The organism is Tateyamaria omphalii (assembly GCF_001969365.1).
In the GTDB taxonomy this organism is placed as follows: Bacteria; Pseudomonadota; Alphaproteobacteria; order Rhodobacterales; family Rhodobacteraceae; genus Tateyamaria; species Tateyamaria omphalii_A.
On record NZ_CP019312.1, the window covers coordinates 2,677,303 to 2,697,950 of the forward strand.

The window sequence follows — 20,648 nt, forward strand, 5'->3', positions numbered from 1 at the left end:
CTTTCGGAGCGCGCTGTCCCCGCGGGGACAGCGCGTTTCATCAAGCAAAGCAAGGGGCATTTCATGGACATTCTGGCAACGGCACTCCCCGCGCTCAGTGATGCGTGGGCCCTGATCCTGCAACCCATCGTGCTGGGCTATCTGGTGCTGGGCGTCGTTATGGGCCTGTGTATCGGGGTGTTTCCGGGCCTGGGCGGCATTGCCGGGCTGTCGCTGCTTTTGCCCTTCATGTTCGGCATGGACCCGATCCTGGGCCTTGCGCTGATGGTCGGCATGGTGGCCATCGTGCCCACCTCGGACACGTTCGCCTCCGTCCTCATGGGCATCCCCGGCTCCTCCGCGTCGCAAGCGACGGTGCTCGACGGCTTCCCAATGGCCAAGCGCGGCCAGGCGGCGCGCGCCCTGTCAGCCGCATTCGCCTCATCGCTCTTCGGCGGCCTCGTGGGCGCCAGCTTTCTCACCATCTTCATCCTGATCGCCCGCCCCATCGTGCTGGAATTCCGCACGCCGGAACTCCTGATGATCACTATCTTCGGCCTCTCCATGGTCGGTATCCTCGCGGGCCGCGTCGCCATCAAAGGACTGGTGGCTGCGGGCCTCGGCATGCTGATCGGCACAATTGGAGAGGGCGCATCTTCGGGCGACTTGCGCATGTCGTCCTACGATTACCCCTACCTCACCGACGGGCTGAAACTGGTGATCGTGGGCCTTGGCATCTTCGCCATCCCCGAGATCATATCGCTGCTGCGCCAGGACCGCGCCATCGCCAAGGAACAGTCGCTGGGCGGCGGCTGGCTTGAAGGCGTGCGCGACTGGTTTGCGAACATCTGGTTGTCTGTCCGCTGCTCGATCATCGGCGTGGTGGTCGGCGTGATCCCCGGCCTTGGCGGATCGGTCGTCGACTGGATCGCCTACGGCCACGCCGTCCAATCGACCAAGGACAAGGCCAATTTTGGCAAGGGCGAAGTGCGCGGGGTGATCGGACCCGAAAGCTCCAACAATGCCAAAGAGGGCGGCGGGCTCGTCCCCACCCTCCTCTTCGGCATTCCCGGCTCCGGCTCCATGGCCATCTTCATCGGTGCCATCGCCTTGCTGGGCTCTGGCCAGATCGAGGTCGGCCCGGCCATGCTGAAAAACAACCTCGACATTACCTATTCCATCGTCTGGCTCCTGGCACTTGCCAACGTCGTGGGCACGGTGATCTGCATCGCAGCCTCCGGCGGGATCGCCAAGCTCACAACGATCCGCTTCGCGCTCCTGGCGCCGTTCCTCTTCATGATCATCAGCTTCGCCGCTTTCCAGTCGGGCCAGAACCTGATGGACCTCGTGGCGCTTTTCGCCATCGGCTTCCTGGGCATCCTGATGCGCCGCTTCGACTGGTCGCGGCCTGCCTTTCTGATCGGCTTCGTGCTGTCGAACCCAGCCGAAACCTACGCAAACCAGGCCCTGCAAATCGCCCAATCCCGTTTCCGCCGCGGTTTCGACGAAGGGCTCGACTACATCTTTTCCCCTATCGTGATCGTCCTGATCATCATCACCGTCCTGTCGGTGGTCGTCGGCCTGCGCCAATCCAAGAACATCATGGCCGAGGGCGACGTCCAGTCCGGCTCGAAACGTGCACCCTTCCTGTTCCTGATCGCGGTCACCGCCTACATCGCCTACGCCTTCTACGACGCCGCCTCGATCCCCAGCTTCAGCCGCGACCGCACCTTCCCCATGTTCGTGGCGGGCGTCTGCCTCGTGGGTTGCGTGATCCTGGTGATCCGCATGATGCTGAAACCCGAAACAGACACGATCTTTGCCGACCGCGAGCGTGAAGGGGACGACGCCGACGCCACATACGGCCTTTGGCCGACACTCGCGTGGTTCGCGGTCCTCCTGATCCTGACATCCCTCCTTGGCTTCATCCTCGCCCTCGCCCTATTCCTGTTCGCCTTTCTTAAAATCCGCGCCGGGCTCAGCACAGCCATGGCTACGGCCTACACAGCCGCAGGCATCGCCTTCATGTGCACGATGGCGGGCCTGCTGAACCGCGACTTCCCACCCGGTCTTTTGCAAGAATATGTCGACCTGCCCTGGCCCCTGACATGACACAGACAGCCATCCCATACCTCTTCATGCGCGGTGGCACCTCGCGCGGGCCGTACCTGAACCGCGCCGACCTGCCTGACGATCTGGACATGCTGGCCGACGTCCTGATCGCCATGCTCGGCTCCGGCCACCCACTCAATATCGACGGCATCGGCGGCGGCGCTGCGGTGGCAACCAAGGTCGCCATGCTGTCACGGTCAGCGGATGATTGGGCCGACATCGACTACTTCTTCGCCCAGGTCAGCGTCGAAGACCGTCTGGTCGATTTCAAACCCACCTGCGGCAACATCCTGTCCGGCGTCGGCCCCGCCGCGATCGAGATGGGGCTGGTGGGCGCCCGTGGCGGCGAAACCCAGGTCAACATCCGCGCCGTCAACACCGGCGCGCGGGTCAGCGCAACGGTGCAAACACCTGACGGCCAAGTCACCTATGATGGCCCCACTCAGATCGACGGCGTGCCCGGTACGGCAGCACCCGTCGCACTCCAGTTCATGGACACGGTCGGCGGAGCAACGGGGTCGTTCCTGCCCACCGGCAACCTGATCGACACCATCGACGGCATCCCGGTCACCTGCATGGACGTCGCCATGCCCATGGTGATCGCGCGCGCCGCGGATTTCGGCCTCAGCGGCTATGAAAGCGCCACCGAACTGGACGAGAACACCGACTTCTTCGCCCATATGGAAGCCATCAGGCTGCAGGCCGGAGCGCTCATGGGCATGGGCGATGTCTCAAAATCCGTCACACCCAAGTTCGGCCTCGTCGCCCCTGCCCGCACCGGCGGGACAATCGCCACACGTTACTTCATGCCATGGAAAACCCACCCGACCATGGCGGTCACAGGCGCGCAATGCCTCGCCTGCTGCGTGCTGACGCCCGGCACGGTCGCAGATGCGCCGATCCCGAACGCAGGCCCGGCGCCCATCACCCTCGAACACGCATCGGGTCAAATCGACGTGCTGGTGGATTACGACCTGACGGATACCGGCATCGCGATCAACTCCGCCGGACTGGTCCGTACAGCGCGCAAACTGGCCGCCGGGCACGTCTATATCCCGGCCTCAGTCTGGGGAGGGAATTGACGCGCGCTCAAAATTGTATACAAGCGGATACAAAATGGAGGTGCAAGATGCTCGATACGTTCGAAGACTGCGTTCTCGCCGCCCGCGCGGAACTGGCCATGGCCCGACAACTGCTGCAGGACGAGATTTCCAACTACCCCGGCCCCATCGCGGGCTGTGACGCCCAATTCAACCACCTGCTGGCCGAACGACAAAAGGTGCTGACCGCGATCCAGTCTCTGGACGAATGCGTCTTTGTCCCAACCCCACGCTCCCCCTCACCGCAGGACGGTGTCGAGAGCCGATGAAGGTTCACATCCTCGACGACTGGTTCGACACGCTGCGCTCCCTGCCGTGCTTCGGCAAGCTGGCAGCACACGACGTCACCGTATGGACCGACCACGCCCCCGACCCGGCCACCCTTGCCCAGCGCGTGGCAGAGGCGGAGGTGCTCGTGCTCTTCCGCGAACGCACAAAGATCACCGCCGATCTGCTCGACCGCCTGCCGCAGCTCAAACTCATCTCGCAGCGCAGCGTCTATCCGCATATCGACGTGCCAGCCTGCACACGCAACGGTGTGCTCCTGTGTTCCAACATGCACTCCGACACGCCCTCCTATGCCGCCGCCGAACACACGCTGGCGCTGATGCTGGCCAGCTATCGGCAGATCCCCGAACAGGTCGCCGCCATCCGCGCAGGCCAGTGGCAGGCGGGCGTCGGGCGCACACTGCGGGGCCGCACTCTCGGGCTCTACGGCTACGGGCGGATCGCACAAGCCGTTGCGACATACGCCCAGGCCATCGGGATGCATGTGCAATGGTGGGCGTCCGACGAAGGGCGCGCGCGGGCCAAGGCGGCGGGCGAAACCGTCGCCCCCTCGCGTGCGGACTTTTTCGCCACATCGGACATTTTCAGCATCCATGTGCGCCTCAAGCCCGCCACAAGGGGGATTATCACAAGCGAAGACCTTGCCGCCATGGCACCCCGTAGCCTGTTCGTGAACACGTCGCGCGCGGGCCTCGTGGCCCCCGGCGCGCTCGAAACCGAAATCGCCCGCAACCGCATCTTTGCCGCCATTGACGTCTTCGACACCGAACCGCTCACAGATACCGCTCACCCGCTGCTCACCGCACCCAACGTCCTGCCGACCCCCCATATCGGCTACGTGACCGAGGACGAGTTCGACCTGCAATTCGCCGACATATTCGACCAGATCAACGCCTTCGCAGACGGCAGCCCCATCCACATGATCAACCCCGAAATCTGGACCACCCTATGACGCACATCATCATCGCCGGATCCGGCAACGCCGCCCTCTGCGCAGGCATTGCAGCCCTCGAAAAAGGGGCGAGCGTCCTGATGCTGGAAAAGGCGGACGAGGCACTCGCCGGTGGCAACACGAAGTATACCGCAGGCGCGATGCGCTTTGCATATGAGGATGGCGCCGACCTGATCCCGCTTTTGCGCGACCCCGACGATCCCCGCCTGCCGCGGACGGATTTCGGCAGCTACACAGCAGATAAATTCGGCGCCGACCTGCTGGGCTTCAACGACGGCCGCCCGCTCAGCCCGGAACAGCAAACGCTGATCTCGGAAAGCTACGACACACTGAAATGGCTGGGCAGCCATGACGTGAAATTCGAACCGATCTATGCGCGTCAAAGTTTTGAAAAGGACGGGCGCCACGTGTTCTGGGGCGGTCTGACCCTTGCCGCCGAAAACGAGGGAGTGGGCCTGTTCGATCAAGAGCTTGCCGCCTTCACGCGGCTCGGCGGTGAGATCCGCTATGAAACCGCCGTCACGGATCTGATCCACGACGAGGGCCACGTCACCGGCGTCATGACCGACACGGGCGACCGCCTGATGGCAGACGCCGTTATCCTGGCCTGCGGCGGGTTCGAGGCAAACGCCGATCTGCGCCAGCAACATATCGGCGCCGATTGGGACAAGGCCAAGGTGCGCGGGACACCGCACAACACCGGCGACGGGCTGGTCATGGCCGCCAGGCTGGGCGCGCAGGAATATGGCTTCTTCGGCGGCTGTCACGCCACACCCATGGACCTGCACATGGCCGATTACGGCAACCTCGACCTGCCCCCGGGCGAGCGCAAGAACTACCGCAAGATCTGTTACTTCCTCGGCGTGATGCTCAACGCAAACGGCCACCGCTTTGTCGATGAGGGGATCAATTTCCGCAACTACACCTACGCCCAATTCGGCGCCGCCATTATGGAACAACCCGGCCACTTCGCCTGGCAGATCTTCGATGCCAAGGTTTTGGACCTGCTCTATGGCGAATACCACTTCCACGATGCGCACTATGTCGAAGCCGATACGCTCGCCGCGCTGATCCCGATGCTGGACGGCGTGGATCAGGCGCAGGCGGCGCAGACGCTGGCCGACTACAACGCCGCGGTGGACGACGCAGTGCCCTTTGACCCCACGATCCTTGATGGCAAGGGCACGCAGGGGCTGCCGCTGGCCAAGTCCAACTGGGCGCAAAAATTGGATCAAGGCCCTTTCCGCGCCTACCCGGTCACCGGAGGGATCACGTTCACCTATGGCGGGCTGAAAGTGGGCGCGACAGGCGCGGTCTTGAACACCGAAGACAATGCGATCCCCGGTCTCTATGCCTGCGGCGAACTGGTGGGCGGCGTGTTCTGGGGCGGCTATCCGGGCGGATCCGGGCTGACTTCGGGTGCCGTGTTCGGGCGACGCGCGGGTTACGGGGCGGCCGCGCGCGGTTAGCGAAGATCGGCGACAGACGCCCGCTCGATGATCCGCGCGGGCAACTCCTCACTCCGCAGGTCCACGCCATCCTCCAGATACGCCACGATCCGCTCTGCCACCATGTCCCCCATGCCGGTGGCAGGCAGGTCGATTGTTGTCAGCGGCGGCTCAATGTCGCGCGACCAGTCCAGGTTGTCAAAGCCCATAACCGACACATCCAGCGGAATGCGCTTGCCCGCCTGGGCACAGGCAAAATAGGCACCCAGCGCCAGCACGTCAGTGGAACAGAGGTAAGCGGTAAATTCACGTGGATCATCAAGGGCCGCGCGCACGCAGGCCTTTCCCCCGGCCACATCCAAAGGCGCCTCGAAGAACGCCAGGTGTTCGAACCGATCGCCCACCGACATCGCACCGGCGCGGCGGGCACGGGTCCGGTCGCTCTCGGCCAGCGGCCCATGCACCACGGCCACCCTTCGGTGCCCGCGCTCTGCCAAGTGCGCCAGCGCCCGCTCCGCCAGCAACGCATTGTCGTATCCAATGGTCGGTCGCGCACTGCGCGCGTCCCAGGCCGAAGTGAACACATAAGGCACCGCCCGCCGCTCCAGCATGTCAAGCAGCAGGTCGCTGTGATCGAGGCCGCTCAGGATCAGCGCATCGGCCCCCATACCGAGCAGCTTGCGGGCGGCGGCCAACTCTTCGACCTCATCGGCGTTGGAAATGGCCATGATCAGTGAATACCCACGTGCGCCCAGCGTCCGTTCGATGGCTGCGATGAACTTGGCAAAGACCGAATGCTCGATGGTCGGGATGATGGCCGCCACCGCCTTCGACCGCCGCGTCGACAAGGCGCGCGCCGCCGGGTTGGGCAGGTAATCCAGCCGCGCACAGGCTTCCAGTACGGTCTGCCGCGTCTTCTCGCTGACCTTGCTGCCACCATTCACCACGCGCGAGATTGTCGCCGTGGACAAGCCCGTTTCGCGGGCAACATCGCGGATACTGACACCAATCCTGTTCACAAACCGCCCCCCTCCTGCCCCACGCTCTTGACCGAAGCGATTCGCAAGTGTTCAAATGTAACCGGTTACACCGTGCGCTCGTCAAATGATGCGGCAACCAAACAGGGAAATAGCTCGTGTTACAACGTAGCGATAGCTTGGCACCACAACGCGTGCGGTATCAGGGTTTGAAAGACGCATCGACCCTGCGCCGCGATGTACGATATGGCCAAATGGACCACGTGCATGTGCGGGCAGGCTCCGTCATCTCCGTCACGACAGTCGATGGCGGATGCGACGTCTGGCTGACCTCACGGCCCCGTGACGCACGCGACTTTGGCGTAACCGCCTTCGACGGGCCCATCGGCACAGGTGATGCGCTGCCCGCTACAGGGTTCGACACACGGGCGCTTCGAGCCATGGCGCAAAGCCGCGACACCACGCTGGACCAGGCCCGAGGCCTGCGCATCTTTGGTCCCGACGCCCCCGCAGGCGAAACCCATATCGGCAAGATCACGCAAGACGCCGACCTGATCTGCATCCTGCCCGCGCAGGGCGGGTTCATCGAAACAGGCGCTGGCGGGCGCGTGGTGCTCACAATCCAACCGCCCGCGGGCAACGGCCATGATCTCACCCTGCCCGACCCTCTGGGCCACGTGGTGGACGAATGGCGGGTCAGCCGCGGCACGGCCCGGGCCTACACCCTGAAAAAGGGACAATTCGTGCAGATCATCGACGTCGAAGGGCAGCAATGCTCGGACTTCATGGCGATGCGCGCCGACGCGCTGGACCAAGGGGTCGAACGCTATATCGACAGCACCGTTTCCCGCACCATGGCGCGCGGCGCCTACCCAACCCCCGGCCTGCACGACAAATTCTTTGACCAGGACATGGTGCCGCTTTTGGCCCTGCGCCAGGACACCGTGGGGCGGCACGACACCTTTGCCCTTGCCTGCACCGCGCGCGGATACGAAGAACGCGGCTTTCCCGGCCACATCAACTGCTCCGACAACATCTCGGGCGCCTTCGCGCCCTACGGCATCGGCACCCGCCGCGCCTGGCCCGCCATCAACTTCTTCTTCAACTCGTGGATCGACTGGCAGAACCACCACATCGCCGCGGATGAGGCATGGTCCCGCCCCGGTGATCACGTGACCATGCAGGCGCTGACTGACCTCGTCTGCGTCTCGACCGCCTGCCCCGACGACGTGGACCCGATCAATGGATGGAACCCGACGGATGTCCATGTGCGCATCTATGACGAAACCAGCCGGATACAGCACGCCGTGGCCTGGCGCGCCAACCCCGAGGACGCCGCGCAAATGACCGCCCGCTCCGCCTTCCATCCGCGCATTTCCAAGCTGACCAGCAGCTTCCAGGTCGCGCGGCAGCTCTGGATGCCCACGCAATACGACGCCACGGGGGCCATCGCCGAATACTGGGCCTGCAAGACCGCCGCCACGCTCCAGGACATGTCCGGCCTGCGCAAATTCGACATCATCGGCCCGGATGCCGAGGAACTCCTGCAAATCTGCCTGACCCGCAACGCAGCCAAACTGTCCCAACATCGCGGCTTCTACGCCCTTATTTGCGACGCGCGCGGCTCGGTGCTGGACGACGGCACGCTCTTCCGGCTCGAAGACACGGCCTTCCGCTGGTGCTGCGGGTCGGACAACTCGGGCCTGCACCTGCGCGAACAGGCGGCCGCCCACGGGCTGAACGTGCGGGTGCTCAGCTACGGCGACAAGATCCAGAACCTTGCACTCCAAGGGCCCAAATCACGCGATATCCTGCGCAAGATCGTCTTCACCCAACCCTCGCGCCCGGCGCTCGACAACCTCAAATGGTTCGGCTTCACCATCGCCCGCCTGCACGACCGCGACGGGCCGATGTTCATGCTCTGCCGCACGGGCTTCACCGGCGAACTGGGCTATGAAATCTTCTGCGACAGCGCCGATGCGGTCACCATCTGGGACGCGCTGATGGAAGCAGGCGCTCCCGACGGGCTGGTGCCGATGGGCAGCCACGCGCTTGAAATGTTGCGGATCGAGGCGGGGCTGATGATCTCGGGCGCCGAATTCGGGCCCGAGGCTGACGCTTTTGAGTCGGGCCTCGGTTTCGCCGTCGATCTGAAAAAACCGCACTTCATCGGGCGCACCGCGCTCGAACGCAACACCACGGCCCCCCGGCGCACGCTCGTGGGCCTCCACATGGTCGGCAACGAGGTGCCCGTCCATGGCGACGGCATCTTTGTCGGGCGCGAGCAGGTGGGCACGGTCACAAGCGCCTGCCACTCTCCTGCACTTGGTCATGCGATCTGCATGGCGCGCGTTGCCGTTGAGAACGCCGCAACTGGCACGAACCTGGAAGTGGGCAAACTGGACGGACATATGAAGCGCCTGGGCGCCACGCTTGTCGATCTGCCCTTCCTCGACCCCAAAAGAGAAAAGGCACGCGCGTGACAGAACACAGCGAAGACGGGGTGGTCGTCACCCGCAACGTATGGAAAATCTTTGGCAGCCGCGCGGATGAGGCGATGGCAGCCGTCCGACGAGACAACCTGTCCAAGGCCGAAGTGCTGGAAGAGTTCGGCGCCGTGGTCGGGGTCAAGGATGTCTCGATCTCCGTCGGCGAGGGCGAGATTTTCTGCATCATGGGCCTCTCCGGCTCCGGCAAATCCACCCTTGTGCGGCACATCAACCGCCTGATCGAACCCACGGGCGGTGATATCCTGATCAACGGCGCCAATGTCGGCCAACTCAATGCCGAGGAATTGCGCGCCATGCGCGCCGACAAGATCGGCATGGTGTTCCAGAACATGGCCCTCCTGCCCCACCGCACGGTGCGCGACAACGTCGCCCTGTCGCTGGAATTGCGCAATGTCGACGCATACACACGGGCGCAAGTGGCTGACCGCGTGATCGAACTGGTCAGCCTGCAGGGCTACGGCGACCGCCTGCCCTCGGAGCTTTCCGGCGGGATGCAGCAACGCGTGGGCCTGGCCCGTGCCATGGCCGCCGATCCAGATATTCTGTTGATGGACGAACCCTTTTCGGCCCTCGACCCGCTGATCCGCCGCGTGCTTCAGGACGAATTCCTCGAATTGTCGAAGTCCATGAACAAGACCACGCTCTTCATCACCCACGACCTTGATGAAGCGATCCGCATGGGCAGCCGCATCGCCATCATGAAGGATGGCGAGATCGTCCAAGTCGGCACACCCGAAGACATCGTGACCCAGCCCGCCGACGATTACGTCGCGGACTTCGTGGCGGGCATCTCCAAGCTGAAACTGCTCTATGCCCACACGGTCATGGAACCGCTCGAAGCCTACGAACAACGCAAAGGGCCAGTGGCGCAGGCCGAGGCACCCGTGGCCGACCCGGATGACGACCTCGACAAGCTGATCGCGCTCAGCGTCAACCAGGACCACCCGGTCCTGATCAAGTCGGACGGCAATGTCGTGGGTGTGGTGTCCAAAGATGCAATCCTGCACGGCGTCCAGGGGGAGGCGTAAACATGACCGACACAACACCCGATCACATGGGCGGCGCGACAGCCGCGACCACGGACGAAACCAAACCCTTCGCCGATTTCGCCGACAAATCCGGCGGCTATTTCGCACAGACCTTTCTGTCGATCCAGAAGGCGCAACTGCCTGCGACCCACGTGAACTGGATCGCCGCCATCGCGGGCTTTCCCTGGGCCGCGATCCGCGCCAACAAAATGCTGTTCTGGGTCGGCTTCCTGATCGACCTCGTGGCCGCCGTCTACCTGATGCAGGTCTGGAAATTCTCGCGCGCCGCCGAACAGGCGGTCATCGACAACAAGGACTTCCTCGTCGAACGCTACGAAAACTGGACCTCCTCCAGCCTCTGGGCCGCCGTCATCATCTTCGTGCTGGGCCGCCTGCTCTATGGCTGGCTCGCCGACCGCCTCTATTTCAAGCAATACAACACCTGGCGCGTAGACCACTCCAAGCCTTCGGGTTGGGACACCAAACGCCTCGTCTGGGCCGCCGTCATCGTCGCGATGATCGCGCCGCTGATGCTCTACCGCGCCTCGCAATTCCCGCCAGAGGAACGGACCTGCATCAAACAGGCCCGCGCCATCGCCGACGGCGAAGAGGTCGGGTTCAAGGACCGGTTCGACTGTCTCATCATCGGCGAATTCCCCACAATCGTCTGGCTCGACCGGCGCGACATCGTCACATACCCCCGCGACGACAACGGCGACCGCTTCGTGCGCCGCGAAGCGCCCCGCGAAGGCCTGCCCCCCGTCAACCTCAACAGCTACACCGCACAACTGATCGACGACGGCATCGGCTACCTCACCGCCTTCTACGGCTTCTTCTTCGACGGGATCACGGCGGGTCTGCGGTCGATGCTGTCCGCCATCACAGCCGTCTTCGTGGGCACGCCATGGATCATCGCCATGGGGGCGATCATGGCGATCAGCTATACGATGGCAGGCACCCGAATAACCATATTTGTCGCCGCCTCCCTTTGTTACCTCGCCCTCTTCGGCTTCTGGCAAACGGCCATGGACACCATGAGCCTCGTGGTCGCCGCCTCAATCATATGCATCGTCTTCGGCCTACCCTTAGGCATCTGGGTCGGCAAATCGAAACGAGGGCAGGCGATCATCACGCCCATCCTCGACATCATGCAGACGATCCCGTCCTTCGTGTACCTGCTGCCTGCGGTCGCCTTCTTCTCGATCGGCAAACCGCCGGGCATCCTGGCCACGGTCATCTTCGCCATGCCGCCCATGGTGCGCCTCACCGCCCTCGGCATCCGCCACGTCCCCGAAAACACCAAGGAAGCGGCCCTCGCCTTCGGCGCCAACCCCCGTCAACTGCTGACCAAGGTCGAACTGCCCCAGGCGCTGCCGTCCATCATGGCAGGCGTCAACCAGGTGGTGATGATGGCGTTGTCGATGGTCGTGGTCGCGGCCCTGATCGGCGCGGGCGGCATGGGCTTCATCGTCACCGAAGCACTGGCAAACACCCGCACGGGCGCGGGCATCCTGGCCGGGATCGGCATCGCGCTTCTGGCGATGATGATCGACCGGGTCGTGCAAAAGGCCAACACCGTCAAACACTAACCAAGAATGAGTTCAATAAGGGAGACACATATGAAACTCATGACAACCCTCACCGCTGCAGGGGCCCTGTCGGTCGCTGCCGTGGGCGCGCAGGCACAGGAAAAGGTCGCCATCTCCGACCTCAACTGGACCGGCGCCAAGGCCATCGCATACGTCATCAAGACCGTGATCGAAGGGCCGCTGAACTCCGAAGCCGAGATCGTCGAAGGGCTCTCCGACCAGGCCATCATCGGCGCAGGCATGGACAAGGGCGACGGCTCGGCCGACGTCTGGACCGACATGTGGATGCCGAACCAGCAAGCGCCCTGGGACAAGTATATCGAGGACGCAGGCACCGTCGCCCACAACCAGCCCTACGCGGGCACCCAGCAGATGTACGTGCCCAGCTACATGTCCGACCAGATCAGCTCGTTCGAGGATCTGAAGGACCCGGCCGTGGCTGCCATGTTCGACAAGGACGGCAACGGCAAGGGCGAATACTGGGCCGGTGACGCCTCTTGGAAATCCACGAAAATCTGGCAGGTCAAGATGAAGTCCTATGGCCTCTCCGAACTGTGGGAGCCCGAGATTATCTCGGACGCGACGTTCAAGGCGCAGCTGAAATCGTCCTACGGCAACCAGAAACCGATCCTGTTCTACTACTGGACGCCCGAATGGATCCACGCCGCCTATGACATCACGCCGCTGGACGAGCCTGAGCACACCGAAGGCTGCATGAACCTGCAGCTGGATGGCGAGGACTGGCTGGAAGTGTCCGAAGCAGGCTGCAAAACGCCGGACGCCCAGATCTTTGTCAGCTACTCCAAGTCGCTGGAAGAACGGAACCCGCCCGCGGCCAAATTCCTGAGCCAGATCCAACTGGACCCCGCGGTCGTGAACAGCTGGATCCTTGCCATCGGCCGGGATGAGATGGACCCGCAAGACGTCGCCGAAGAATGGGTGGCCGAGAACATGGACATCGTGCAAACCTGGATCAACTAAGCCCGTTGATGTTCAGGAACCCGGCGAGAGCGATGGCTCGCGCCGGGTTTTTTTGTTGGGGTGATTTGCTTGGGTGGTGCTTTAGGCGGAAGCCGTGAAGTCCATCTGGAGTTCAATCGTGAAGACGGAGCGATGCAGGTCCCAGCCCTGCATGTCAAAGGCCAGCCCGTAATTGGTGATGACCTGGCGGATCTCTTCGCGGTCCAGAAGGATTTGCAGCTTGGTTTCCATGCTGCTGGCGGGATCGACGGGCGGGGCCTGCTGTGCGGCGACTAGGGTTGGCAGAAGGGCTGCGGCGGCAAGCGTTGCGATGCGGTTCATTAGCTTTCTCCTGTGGATCGGCGCGATCGGGAACGGCGCGGCAATTTGATGGACCGCGCCGATCCGTCCCAATGCGGCGCATCAGCGGGCCAGAAAGCCCCCATTGATGAACAAGGTCTGGGCGGTCACCCACTGGCTGCTGTCCGAGGCCAGGAAGTCGATCAACGGCACGATGTCGGTGATCTCACCCAGCCGTCCGGCGACGCTCATATTGCTGAGGTACGCGGTGGACTGTTCGTTTTCTTCGCCATGGAAGAAGGCGGTGTTGATCGGTCCGGGGGCCACGACGTTCACGGTCACGCCTCGGCTGCCGATCTCCTTGGCAAGCGCCCTGGTAAAGTCCTCCAGCGGGGCCTTGGACCCGGCATAGAGGCCATACATGCCCGTTGTCGCGCCAAGCAGGGTTGTACCCATGTTGATGATCCGGCCGCCATCTTCGATGTATTTGGCCGCTTGCTGCATGGCAAAGAACGCCGCCTTGGTGTTGATGCCGAAGGCACGGTCAAAGTCGGCTTCGGTGATCTCGGCAAAGGGCTTCTTGATGACGACGCCCGCGTTGTTGATCACGATGTCGATCCGGTTGAAAGCATCCTTGGCACTGGCAAAGACTGCTTCGACTTCGGATGGGTTGGAAAGATCACCGCTGGTGATCAGGGCGCGCACGCCGTTTTCCTGCACCAGGCGGGCCGTTTCTTCCGCGTCCGCTGCTGAACTGTCCGAGTGGTGATGTACCACGATGTCGGCGCCACGGGCGGCAAGGCTGAGCGCAAAGGCGCGGCCCATGTTGCGGGCCGAGCCGGTGATCAGAGCCACCTTGCCTGTCAGGTCACGTCCGTAACTGGCGGGTGTGTTTGTTTCGGTTGTCATGTTCTTTCTCCATCTGGTTGGAAGCAGGATCATCCCTGCCTTGATGAAGAAGATGGCGTACTGGTCTAAACTCATGTAGAGAGAGAAAACTCATTCACTACATGCAAAAACCGCACTTAATGATCGAGACAAACGAACAGCTTTTCCTGCGGGTGGTTGAGGCTGGCAGCCTCAAGGCCGCCGCGGAACAGGTGCACGCAGATCCCTCTGCCGTGAGCCGCAAGATTGCCGCACTCGAAGACCGGCTAGGCGTCAAACTACTGCAACGATCCACCAAACGTTCGACCCCGACAGAGGCTGGAACACAGTACTACGAAGGGATGCGCGCGCTGATCGAACAGCAATCCGCGTTGGAAGCGCGTGTTGCGGGCTTGGTCGACACGCCCACCGGCAAGCTGCGCGTGACCGCACCGGTGGATTTCGGGTCCGAATTCGTGGCCCCCGTTCTCAGCGAGCTGCAAGAGCAGGCCCCCGACCTGAAGGTTGAACTGCTGCTCGGGAGCACATTTTCGGACCTCGTGGAACAAGGCATTGACGTGGCGATCCGCATCGGGCGGCTGCCGGATTCCAGCCTGATCGCCCGGCGGCTTGGTGCGGTGCCCCGGGTCATCGTGGCATCAAGATCGTATGTGGAAAAACATGGCACGCCCAACACACCTGGCGACGCCGAAGCACACCCCTTCATCATCTACCGGCCCGAACAGAACAACACCTCCATCAAGATGCGTCGGGGCGGAAAACACGTTTCGATGCAGATGTCAGGCAACCTAACCGTCAACAGCGTGTCTGCCATCAAACGGCTCGTCTGGGCGGGCAAGGGCCTACACTTGGGACCAACCTGGGTGTTCAAAGATGGCCTTGCCGACGGATCGCTCGTGCAAGTGCTGCCGGACTATGAGTTGGAGGCTTTTCCGCTGCACGCCGTCTATGTTGCCACCAGTTATGTTCCAGCGAAAGTCCAGGCATTCATTGATCTCATGAGGAGATCGGTTCGTTCCAACACGGCAATAAGTGAGTGACCGCGGGTCTCTATGACCCACTCAGATCGAAAGCTGACGTTTATTCACCTAGCTGAACGGCCAGTTTGTCCCGCACACCACCAGTTCGACGGCGGCATGGTTTTGCGCTCGCGGCGAATGTCTCCTTTGACGGGCTGCGTTGCAGCGACCGACGATCCAAGCGGATGCGGCTTTGGGCCGTCGTTGCGGGATGTAACTATGCCAAGGGCTGAGATGCTGCGTCAGGCCTAGCGGCGGCGAAGAGCCCAAAGTGACCGATGATGCATTTGGGATGACCAACCGCGGTAAAACGGAAGCGCATGAATCGGGTCGCCCGGACCAATAAAGATCCATAAATTGTTCGACCAGGAATGAAGGAGGAATTGTTGTGAACTTCCAAATCAAACCATTGCAAAGATCAGACTTCGCGCACCTTTTCGAGTTGACGGACGCCGAACTTGCCGCGCAACACGCCTGCCGACAGATCGTTTCATCGAAGCCGGGAACCCCTTGTCGGGTTAGCATGCAAGACGCTGAAGTCGGTGAGACCGTTATACTTTTCAACTATGAGCATCAGCCCGAAGACAGCCCCTACAAGGCCAGCCACGCTGTCTTCATCAGGGAACGTGCCGAGCAAGCCAATCTTGCCATCAACGAGGTTCCGGATGTCATTCGCTCGCGGCTCATGTCCATGCGATACTTCGACAAAAGTCACATGATGATAGATGCGGACGTTGTGTCGGGCGATCGGGTTGCAGAGGAACTCTCGAAGGCTCTCGAAAATGATGAAATCGCATATGTTCATCTGCATAACGCAAAGCCCGGCTGCTTCGCCGCGTCCGTATATAGGGCCTGTTGAGTGTCAATCCTGGAAGCGGACCTTGGGTAACTGTCGCGAACGGCCGCTCCGTCCCGCACCGACGACATCGGACAAGCAGCGACGGACGTCCGTTCCAAGCCGCAAGCAAACCTTACCCAAAAGTTCCCCTCCCCAAACGCGTCCACGCGAGCCAACGGTAAACGCCGTCTAAACTCCGCCTCCCTCTTCAAAACACGCAGTATTGGCAGGAAAATGTGCACCTTAGCCGAAAGCCAAGCGCCAGTTCACCCCAAATGCACCCAACCTGAACCACCGCGCGCCCCGCTAAACTACAACCTGACAAACGCAAAAACCCCCACCCTTTCGGGCGGGGGTTTCAATGTCAAAATCGAAGGACGGGATCAGTCGCGGCTGTCTTCCGAATGGTCGATGACCGTGTCGAACACATCGCCACCCACCACGTCGTCGGCGCTCGGCGCGGCCAAGGCAGCGGCCGCTTCGGCCTCTTCCCGGCGGGCTTCGATGACCACGTTGTCGCGATCCGATGCGATCTTGCGCACGGCCTGGGTTGCCCCGCCGGTCCCTGCCGGGATCAGACGGCCCACGATCACGTTCTCTTTCAGACCCACCAGCTTGTCCTTCTTGCCCTGCACCGACGCCTCGGTCAGAACACGCGTCGTTTCCTGGAACGACGCGGCAGAGATAAAGGACCGCGTTTGCAGCGACGCCTTTGTAATCCCCAGCAGGATTGGACCACCCTGTGCCGGACGACCACCTTTCGACAGCGCTTTGTCGTTGGCCGCGTCGAACTCCTGCTTGTCCACGTGCTCGCCTTTCAGCAGCGTGGTGTCGCCCGAGTCCTCGATCTCCCATTTCTGGAGCATCTGACGCACGATGACCTCGATGTGCTTGTCGTTGATCTTCACGCCCTGCAGTCGGTAAACCTCCTGCACCTCGTTGATCATGTAGTCGGCCAAGGCCTCCACACCCATGATGGCAAGGATGTCATGGGGGGCAGGGTTGCCGTCCATGATGTAGTCACCCTTCTGGATGAAGTCGCCCTCGGCCACCGGGATGTGCTTGCCCTTGGGCACCATGTACTCGACCTTCTCCATGGTCTCGTCGCTGGGCTCAATCGCAATGCGGCGCTTGTTCTTGTAGTCCTTGCCAAAGCGCACGTAGCCATCAATCTCGGCGATGATCGCGTGGTCCTTGGGACGACGGGCCTCGAACAACTCGGCCACACGGGGCAGACCACCGGTGATGTCCTTGGTCTTGGCACCTTCGCGCGGGATCCGGGCGACAACGTCACCGGCTTCCACGGTCTGGCCATCCTCGACCGACAGAACGGCATCCACGGACATCGGATAGGTCACCGGGTTGCCCGCATCATTGCGGACCGGCTCGCCATCTTCGCCCACCAGAATGATCTCCGGCTTCAGCTCGTTGCCCTTGGGCGCTGTCCGCCAGTCGATCACGATCTTCTGGGTCATACCGGTGGCATCGTCCGTCTCGTCGCGCACGGCCAGACCGCTCACGAGGTCCACGTATTTCGCCGTACCGGCCTTCTCCGCGATGATCGGCAACGTGTAGGGGTCCCACTCAAACAGCTTGTCGCCGCGCTTCACATCCTGACCATCGGTCACGAACAATGCCGTCCCGTAACCCAGTTTGTGGTTCGCGCGCTCGTCGCCGTTCTCGTCCATGATCGACATCTTCATGTTCCGGCCCATGACCAGAACCTGCCCTGCCGCGTTGGTCAGCGTCTGGGCGTTCTCAAAGACGATCTTGCCCTCCTGGCTCGCTTCCAGGAACGACTGCTGACCACCTTGCGCAACACCGCCGATGTGGAAGGTCCGCATCGTCAGCTGCGTGCCGGGCTCACCGATGGACTGGGCGGCGATGATGCCGACAGCCTCGCCGGTGTTGACCATGGTGCCGCGGGCCAGATCGCGCCCGTAACACATGGTGCACACACCCTCTTCGCTTTCGCAGGTCAGGGGCGAGCGGATGCGCATCGACTGCACACCCATCTCTTCGATCATGTCGGACATGCGCTCGTCGATCAGCGTGCCAGCGGCCAGGATCACCTCATCGGTGCCGGGCTTCAGCACGTCGTCGGCGGCCACACGGCCCAGCACACGCTCGGCCAGCGACGACACCACTTCGCCATCGTTCACAGCCGCTTCGGCGGTGATGGCCTTGTCCGTGCCGCAGTCCAGATCGCGCACGATACAGTCCTGGGCCACGTCCACCAGACGGCGGGTCAGATAGCCCGAGTTCGCCGTCTTCAAGGCGGTGTCAGACAGACCTTTCCGGGCACCGTGGGTCGAGTTGAAGTATTCAAGAACGGTCAGACCTTCCTTGAAGTTCGAGATGATCGGCGTCTCGATGATGTCGCCGTTCGGCTTCGCCATAAGGCCGCGCATCCCGCCCAGCTGCTTCATCTGCGTGACGGAACCACGGGCACCCGAGTGGGCCATCATGTAGACCGAGTTCGGCTCCATCTCGGACCCGTCCTCGTCCCGACGATCGGCCGAGATCGAACCCATCATGGCGTCGGTGACCTTGTCGTTACACTTCGACCAGGCATCGACCACCTTGTTGTACTTCTCGCCCTGGGTGATCAGGCCGTCCATGTACTGCTGTTCGAAATCCTTCACCTGCTCGCGGGTATCGTCAACGATGGTCCACTTGGTGTCGGGGATCAGCATGTCGTCCTTGCCGAACGAAATGCCCGCCTTGAACGCTTCCTTGAAGCCCATGGACATGATCTGGTCACAGAAGATAACCGACTCTTTCTGACCGCAATAACGGTAGACGGTGTCGATGACCTGCTGCACTTCCTTCTTCCGCAGAAGACGGTTGACCAGTTCGAACGGCGCCTTGTTGTTCAGGGGCAAAAGTGCGCCCAGACGGACACGGCCCGGCGTGGTTTCAAAACGCTGCATGACCTCCTGGCCGGTCGCGTCAATCTGCGGCACCCGTGCCGTGATCTTGGCGTGCAGATGCACTTCGCCCGCGTCGAGAGCATGTTGCACTTCCTCGATCGAGCCAAAGACCATGCCCTCGCCCTTCATGCCCGCGCGTTCCAGCGTGACATAGTAAAGGCCCAGGATCATGTCCTGCGACGGCACGATGATCGGTGCGCCGTTGGCAGGCGACAGCACGTTGTTCGTCGACATCATCAGAACACGCGCTTCCAGCTGTGCTTCCAGCGACAGCGGGACGTGCACAGCCATCTGGTCACCGTCAAAGTCGGCGTTGAAGGCCGAACAGACCAGCGGGTGCAGCTGGATCGCCTTACCTTCGATCAGAACGGGTTCGAACGCCTGAATGCCCAAACGGTGCAGTGTCGGCGCACGGTTCAGCATGACGGGGTGTTCGCGGATAACCTCATCCAGAATATCCCAAACCTCGGGACGTTCCTTTTCCACCAGCTTCTTGGCTTGCTTGACGGTGGATGACAGACCTTTGGCTTCAAGCCGCGAGTAGATGAACGGCTTGAACAGCTCCAACGCCATCTTCTTGGGCAGACCACATTGGTGCAGCTTCAGTTCCGGCCCGGTCACAATGACCGAACGACCCGAGAAGTCGACGCGTTTGCCCAAAAGGTTCTGACGGAAGCGACCTTGCTTGCCTTTCAGCATGTCCGACAGCGATTTCAGCGGGCGCTTGTTGGCACCGGTGATCACGCGGCCACGACGGCCGTTGTCGAACAATGCGTCGACAGATTCCTGCAACATCCGCTTTTCGTTGCGCACGATGATGTCGGGCGCGCGCAACTCGATCAGGCGCTTCAGACGGTTGTTCCGGTTGATAACGCGGCGGTACAGGTCGTTCAGATCGGAGGTTGCGAAACGGCCCCCATCCAGCGGCACCAGCGGGCGCAGTTCTGGCGGGATCACGGGGATCACGGTCAGAACCATCCACTCCGGGCGGTTGCCGGATTCAAGGAAGGACTCAACCACCTTGAGACGCTTGATGATCTTCTTGGGCTTCAGCTCTCCCGTTGCCTCTTTCAGATCGGCGCGCAGGTTCTCGGCTTCGGCTTCCAGATCAATCTGGCTCAGCATCTCGCGGATGGCTTCGGCACCGATATTGGCGGTGAAAGCGTCCATACCAAACGCGTCCTGCGCGTCCATGAACTCTTCTTCCGACAGCATCTGGCCATAGGACAGGTCCGTTAGACCCGGCTCCGTTACCACATAGTTCTCGAAATACAGAACCCGCTCCAGATCACGCAGCGTCATGTCCAGCATCAGACCGATGCGGGACGGCAGCGATTTCAGGAACCAGATGTGCGCGACGGGTGCGGCCAGTTCGATGTGGCCCATCCGCTCGCGGCGCACCTTTTGCAGCGTGACTTCCACACCGCATTTCTCGCAGACAACGCCGCGATACTTCATGCGCTTGTATTTGCCGCACAGGCATTCGTAATCCTTGATCGGGCCAAAGATACGGGCACAGAACAGGCCATCACGCTCGGGCTTGAACGTCCGGTAGTTGATGGTCTCGGGCTTCTTGATCTCGCCAAACGACCACGAGAGGATGCGTTCGGGCGAGGCCAGCGACACCTTGATCTCGTCAAAGACCTTCGGCGGCGTCAGCGGGTTGAACGGGTTGTTTGTCAGTTCCTGGTTCATTGGGCGTCCTTTCCAGGCTCTTTGCATTCGTA

The 20,648-nt window shown here is 62.0% G+C and carries 15 protein-coding genes; 11 read left to right on the forward strand and 4 right to left on the reverse strand.

Going from position 1 to position 20,648, the window contains the following annotated elements; translation table 11 throughout:
- The first annotated feature begins 63 nt into the window (after positions 1–63).
- From BWR18_RS13275 to tcuA, 5 genes are read left to right on the forward strand one after another with little or no spacing between them, the layout of a single operon-like run.
- Positions 64–2,091 carry a tripartite tricarboxylate transporter permease gene (locus BWR18_RS13275; protein ID WP_076628891.1) on the forward strand — a complete coding sequence of 676 codons (2,028 nt, stop codon included), beginning with the start codon at positions 64–66 and terminating at the stop codon, positions 2,089–2,091.
- Positions 2,088–3,173 carry a 4-oxalomesaconate tautomerase gene (locus BWR18_RS13280; protein WP_076628893.1) on the forward strand — a complete coding sequence of 362 codons (1,086 nt, stop codon included), beginning with the start codon at positions 2,088–2,090 and terminating at the stop codon, positions 3,171–3,173. Before BWR18_RS13275 ends, BWR18_RS13280 begins: the two co-directional genes overlap by 4 nt.
- A gap of 47 nt (positions 3,174–3,220) precedes the next feature.
- Entirely contained in the window at positions 3,221–3,460 is a 240-nt protein-coding gene (locus tag BWR18_RS13285) for a hypothetical protein (protein ID WP_076628894.1), read from the forward strand.
- Positions 3,457–4,431: a D-2-hydroxyacid dehydrogenase family protein gene (locus tag BWR18_RS13290; protein ID WP_076628896.1), complete on the forward strand. Its 975-nt coding sequence runs from the start codon at positions 3,457–3,459 to the stop codon at positions 4,429–4,431. The genes BWR18_RS13285 and BWR18_RS13290 overlap by 4 nt, the downstream gene beginning before the upstream one ends.
- Positions 4,428–5,900 carry an FAD-dependent tricarballylate dehydrogenase TcuA gene (tcuA, locus tag BWR18_RS13295; protein ID WP_076628898.1) on the forward strand — a complete coding sequence of 491 codons (1,473 nt, stop codon included), beginning with the start codon at positions 4,428–4,430 and terminating at the stop codon, positions 5,898–5,900. The genes BWR18_RS13290 and tcuA overlap by 4 nt, the downstream gene beginning before the upstream one ends.
- Here the strand turns inward: tcuA and BWR18_RS13300 are convergent.
- Positions 5,897–6,898 carry a LacI family DNA-binding transcriptional regulator gene (locus tag BWR18_RS13300; protein ID WP_076628899.1) on the reverse strand — a complete coding sequence of 334 codons (1,002 nt, stop codon included), beginning with the start codon at positions 6,896–6,898 and terminating at the stop codon, positions 5,897–5,899. The genes tcuA and BWR18_RS13300 overlap by 4 nt on opposite strands.
- A gap of 167 nt (positions 6,899–7,065) precedes the next feature.
- Here BWR18_RS13300 and BWR18_RS13305 point away from each other — a divergent pair, with 167 nt between their 5' ends.
- The 4 genes from BWR18_RS13305 to BWR18_RS13320 are packed head-to-tail and all read left to right on the forward strand — an operon-like array spanning position 7,066 to position 12,964.
- Positions 7,066–9,339 carry a DUF1989 domain-containing protein gene (locus tag BWR18_RS13305; protein ID WP_254684860.1) on the forward strand — a complete coding sequence of 758 codons (2,274 nt, stop codon included), beginning with the start codon at positions 7,066–7,068 and terminating at the stop codon, positions 9,337–9,339.
- Positions 9,336–10,394: a quaternary amine ABC transporter ATP-binding protein gene (locus BWR18_RS13310; RefSeq protein WP_076628902.1), complete on the forward strand. Its 1,059-nt coding sequence runs from the start codon at positions 9,336–9,338 to the stop codon at positions 10,392–10,394. Before BWR18_RS13305 ends, BWR18_RS13310 begins: the two co-directional genes overlap by 4 nt.
- A 2-nt stretch (positions 10,395–10,396) precedes the next feature.
- Positions 10,397–11,983, forward strand: coding sequence for an ABC transporter permease (locus tag BWR18_RS13315; RefSeq protein WP_076628904.1), 1,587 nt, complete (start codon positions 10,397–10,399; stop codon positions 11,981–11,983).
- A gap of 30 nt (positions 11,984–12,013) precedes the next feature.
- Entirely contained in the window at positions 12,014–12,964 is a 951-nt protein-coding gene (locus tag BWR18_RS13320; protein ID WP_076628905.1) for an ABC transporter substrate-binding protein, read from the forward strand.
- Positions 12,965–13,045: 81 nt separating this feature from the next.
- Here BWR18_RS13320 and BWR18_RS13325 read toward each other — a convergent pair whose 3' ends face one another.
- On the reverse strand, positions 13,046–13,285 hold the full coding sequence (locus tag BWR18_RS13325) for a nuclear transport factor 2 family protein (protein WP_076628907.1): 240 nt from the start codon (positions 13,283–13,285) through the stop codon (positions 13,046–13,048).
- An 81-nt stretch (positions 13,286–13,366) separates the two neighbouring features.
- The gene (locus tag BWR18_RS13330; RefSeq protein ID WP_076630313.1) at positions 13,367–14,152 is read right to left on the reverse strand and encodes an SDR family oxidoreductase; all 786 of its coding nucleotides are present in this window, start codon (positions 14,150–14,152) and stop codon (positions 13,367–13,369) included.
- A gap of 119 nt (positions 14,153–14,271) precedes the next feature.
- On the opposite strand from BWR18_RS13330, the gene BWR18_RS13335 reads away from it, so the two are divergent.
- Positions 14,272–15,171 (forward strand): LysR family transcriptional regulator, encoded by a 900-nt coding sequence (locus tag BWR18_RS13335; protein WP_076628909.1) that lies wholly within the window; start codon positions 14,272–14,274, stop codon positions 15,169–15,171.
- Positions 15,172–15,538: 367 nt separating this feature from the next.
- Positions 15,539–16,009: a DUF1203 domain-containing protein gene (locus tag BWR18_RS13340; RefSeq protein ID WP_076628911.1), complete on the forward strand. Its 471-nt coding sequence runs from the start codon at positions 15,539–15,541 to the stop codon at positions 16,007–16,009.
- A gap of 362 nt (positions 16,010–16,371) precedes the next feature.
- Here BWR18_RS13340 and rpoC read toward each other — a convergent pair whose 3' ends face one another.
- Entirely contained in the window at positions 16,372–20,616 is a 4,245-nt protein-coding gene (rpoC, locus tag BWR18_RS13345; RefSeq protein WP_076628912.1) for a DNA-directed RNA polymerase subunit beta', read from the reverse strand.
- Positions 20,617–20,648 lie beyond the last annotated feature (32 nt).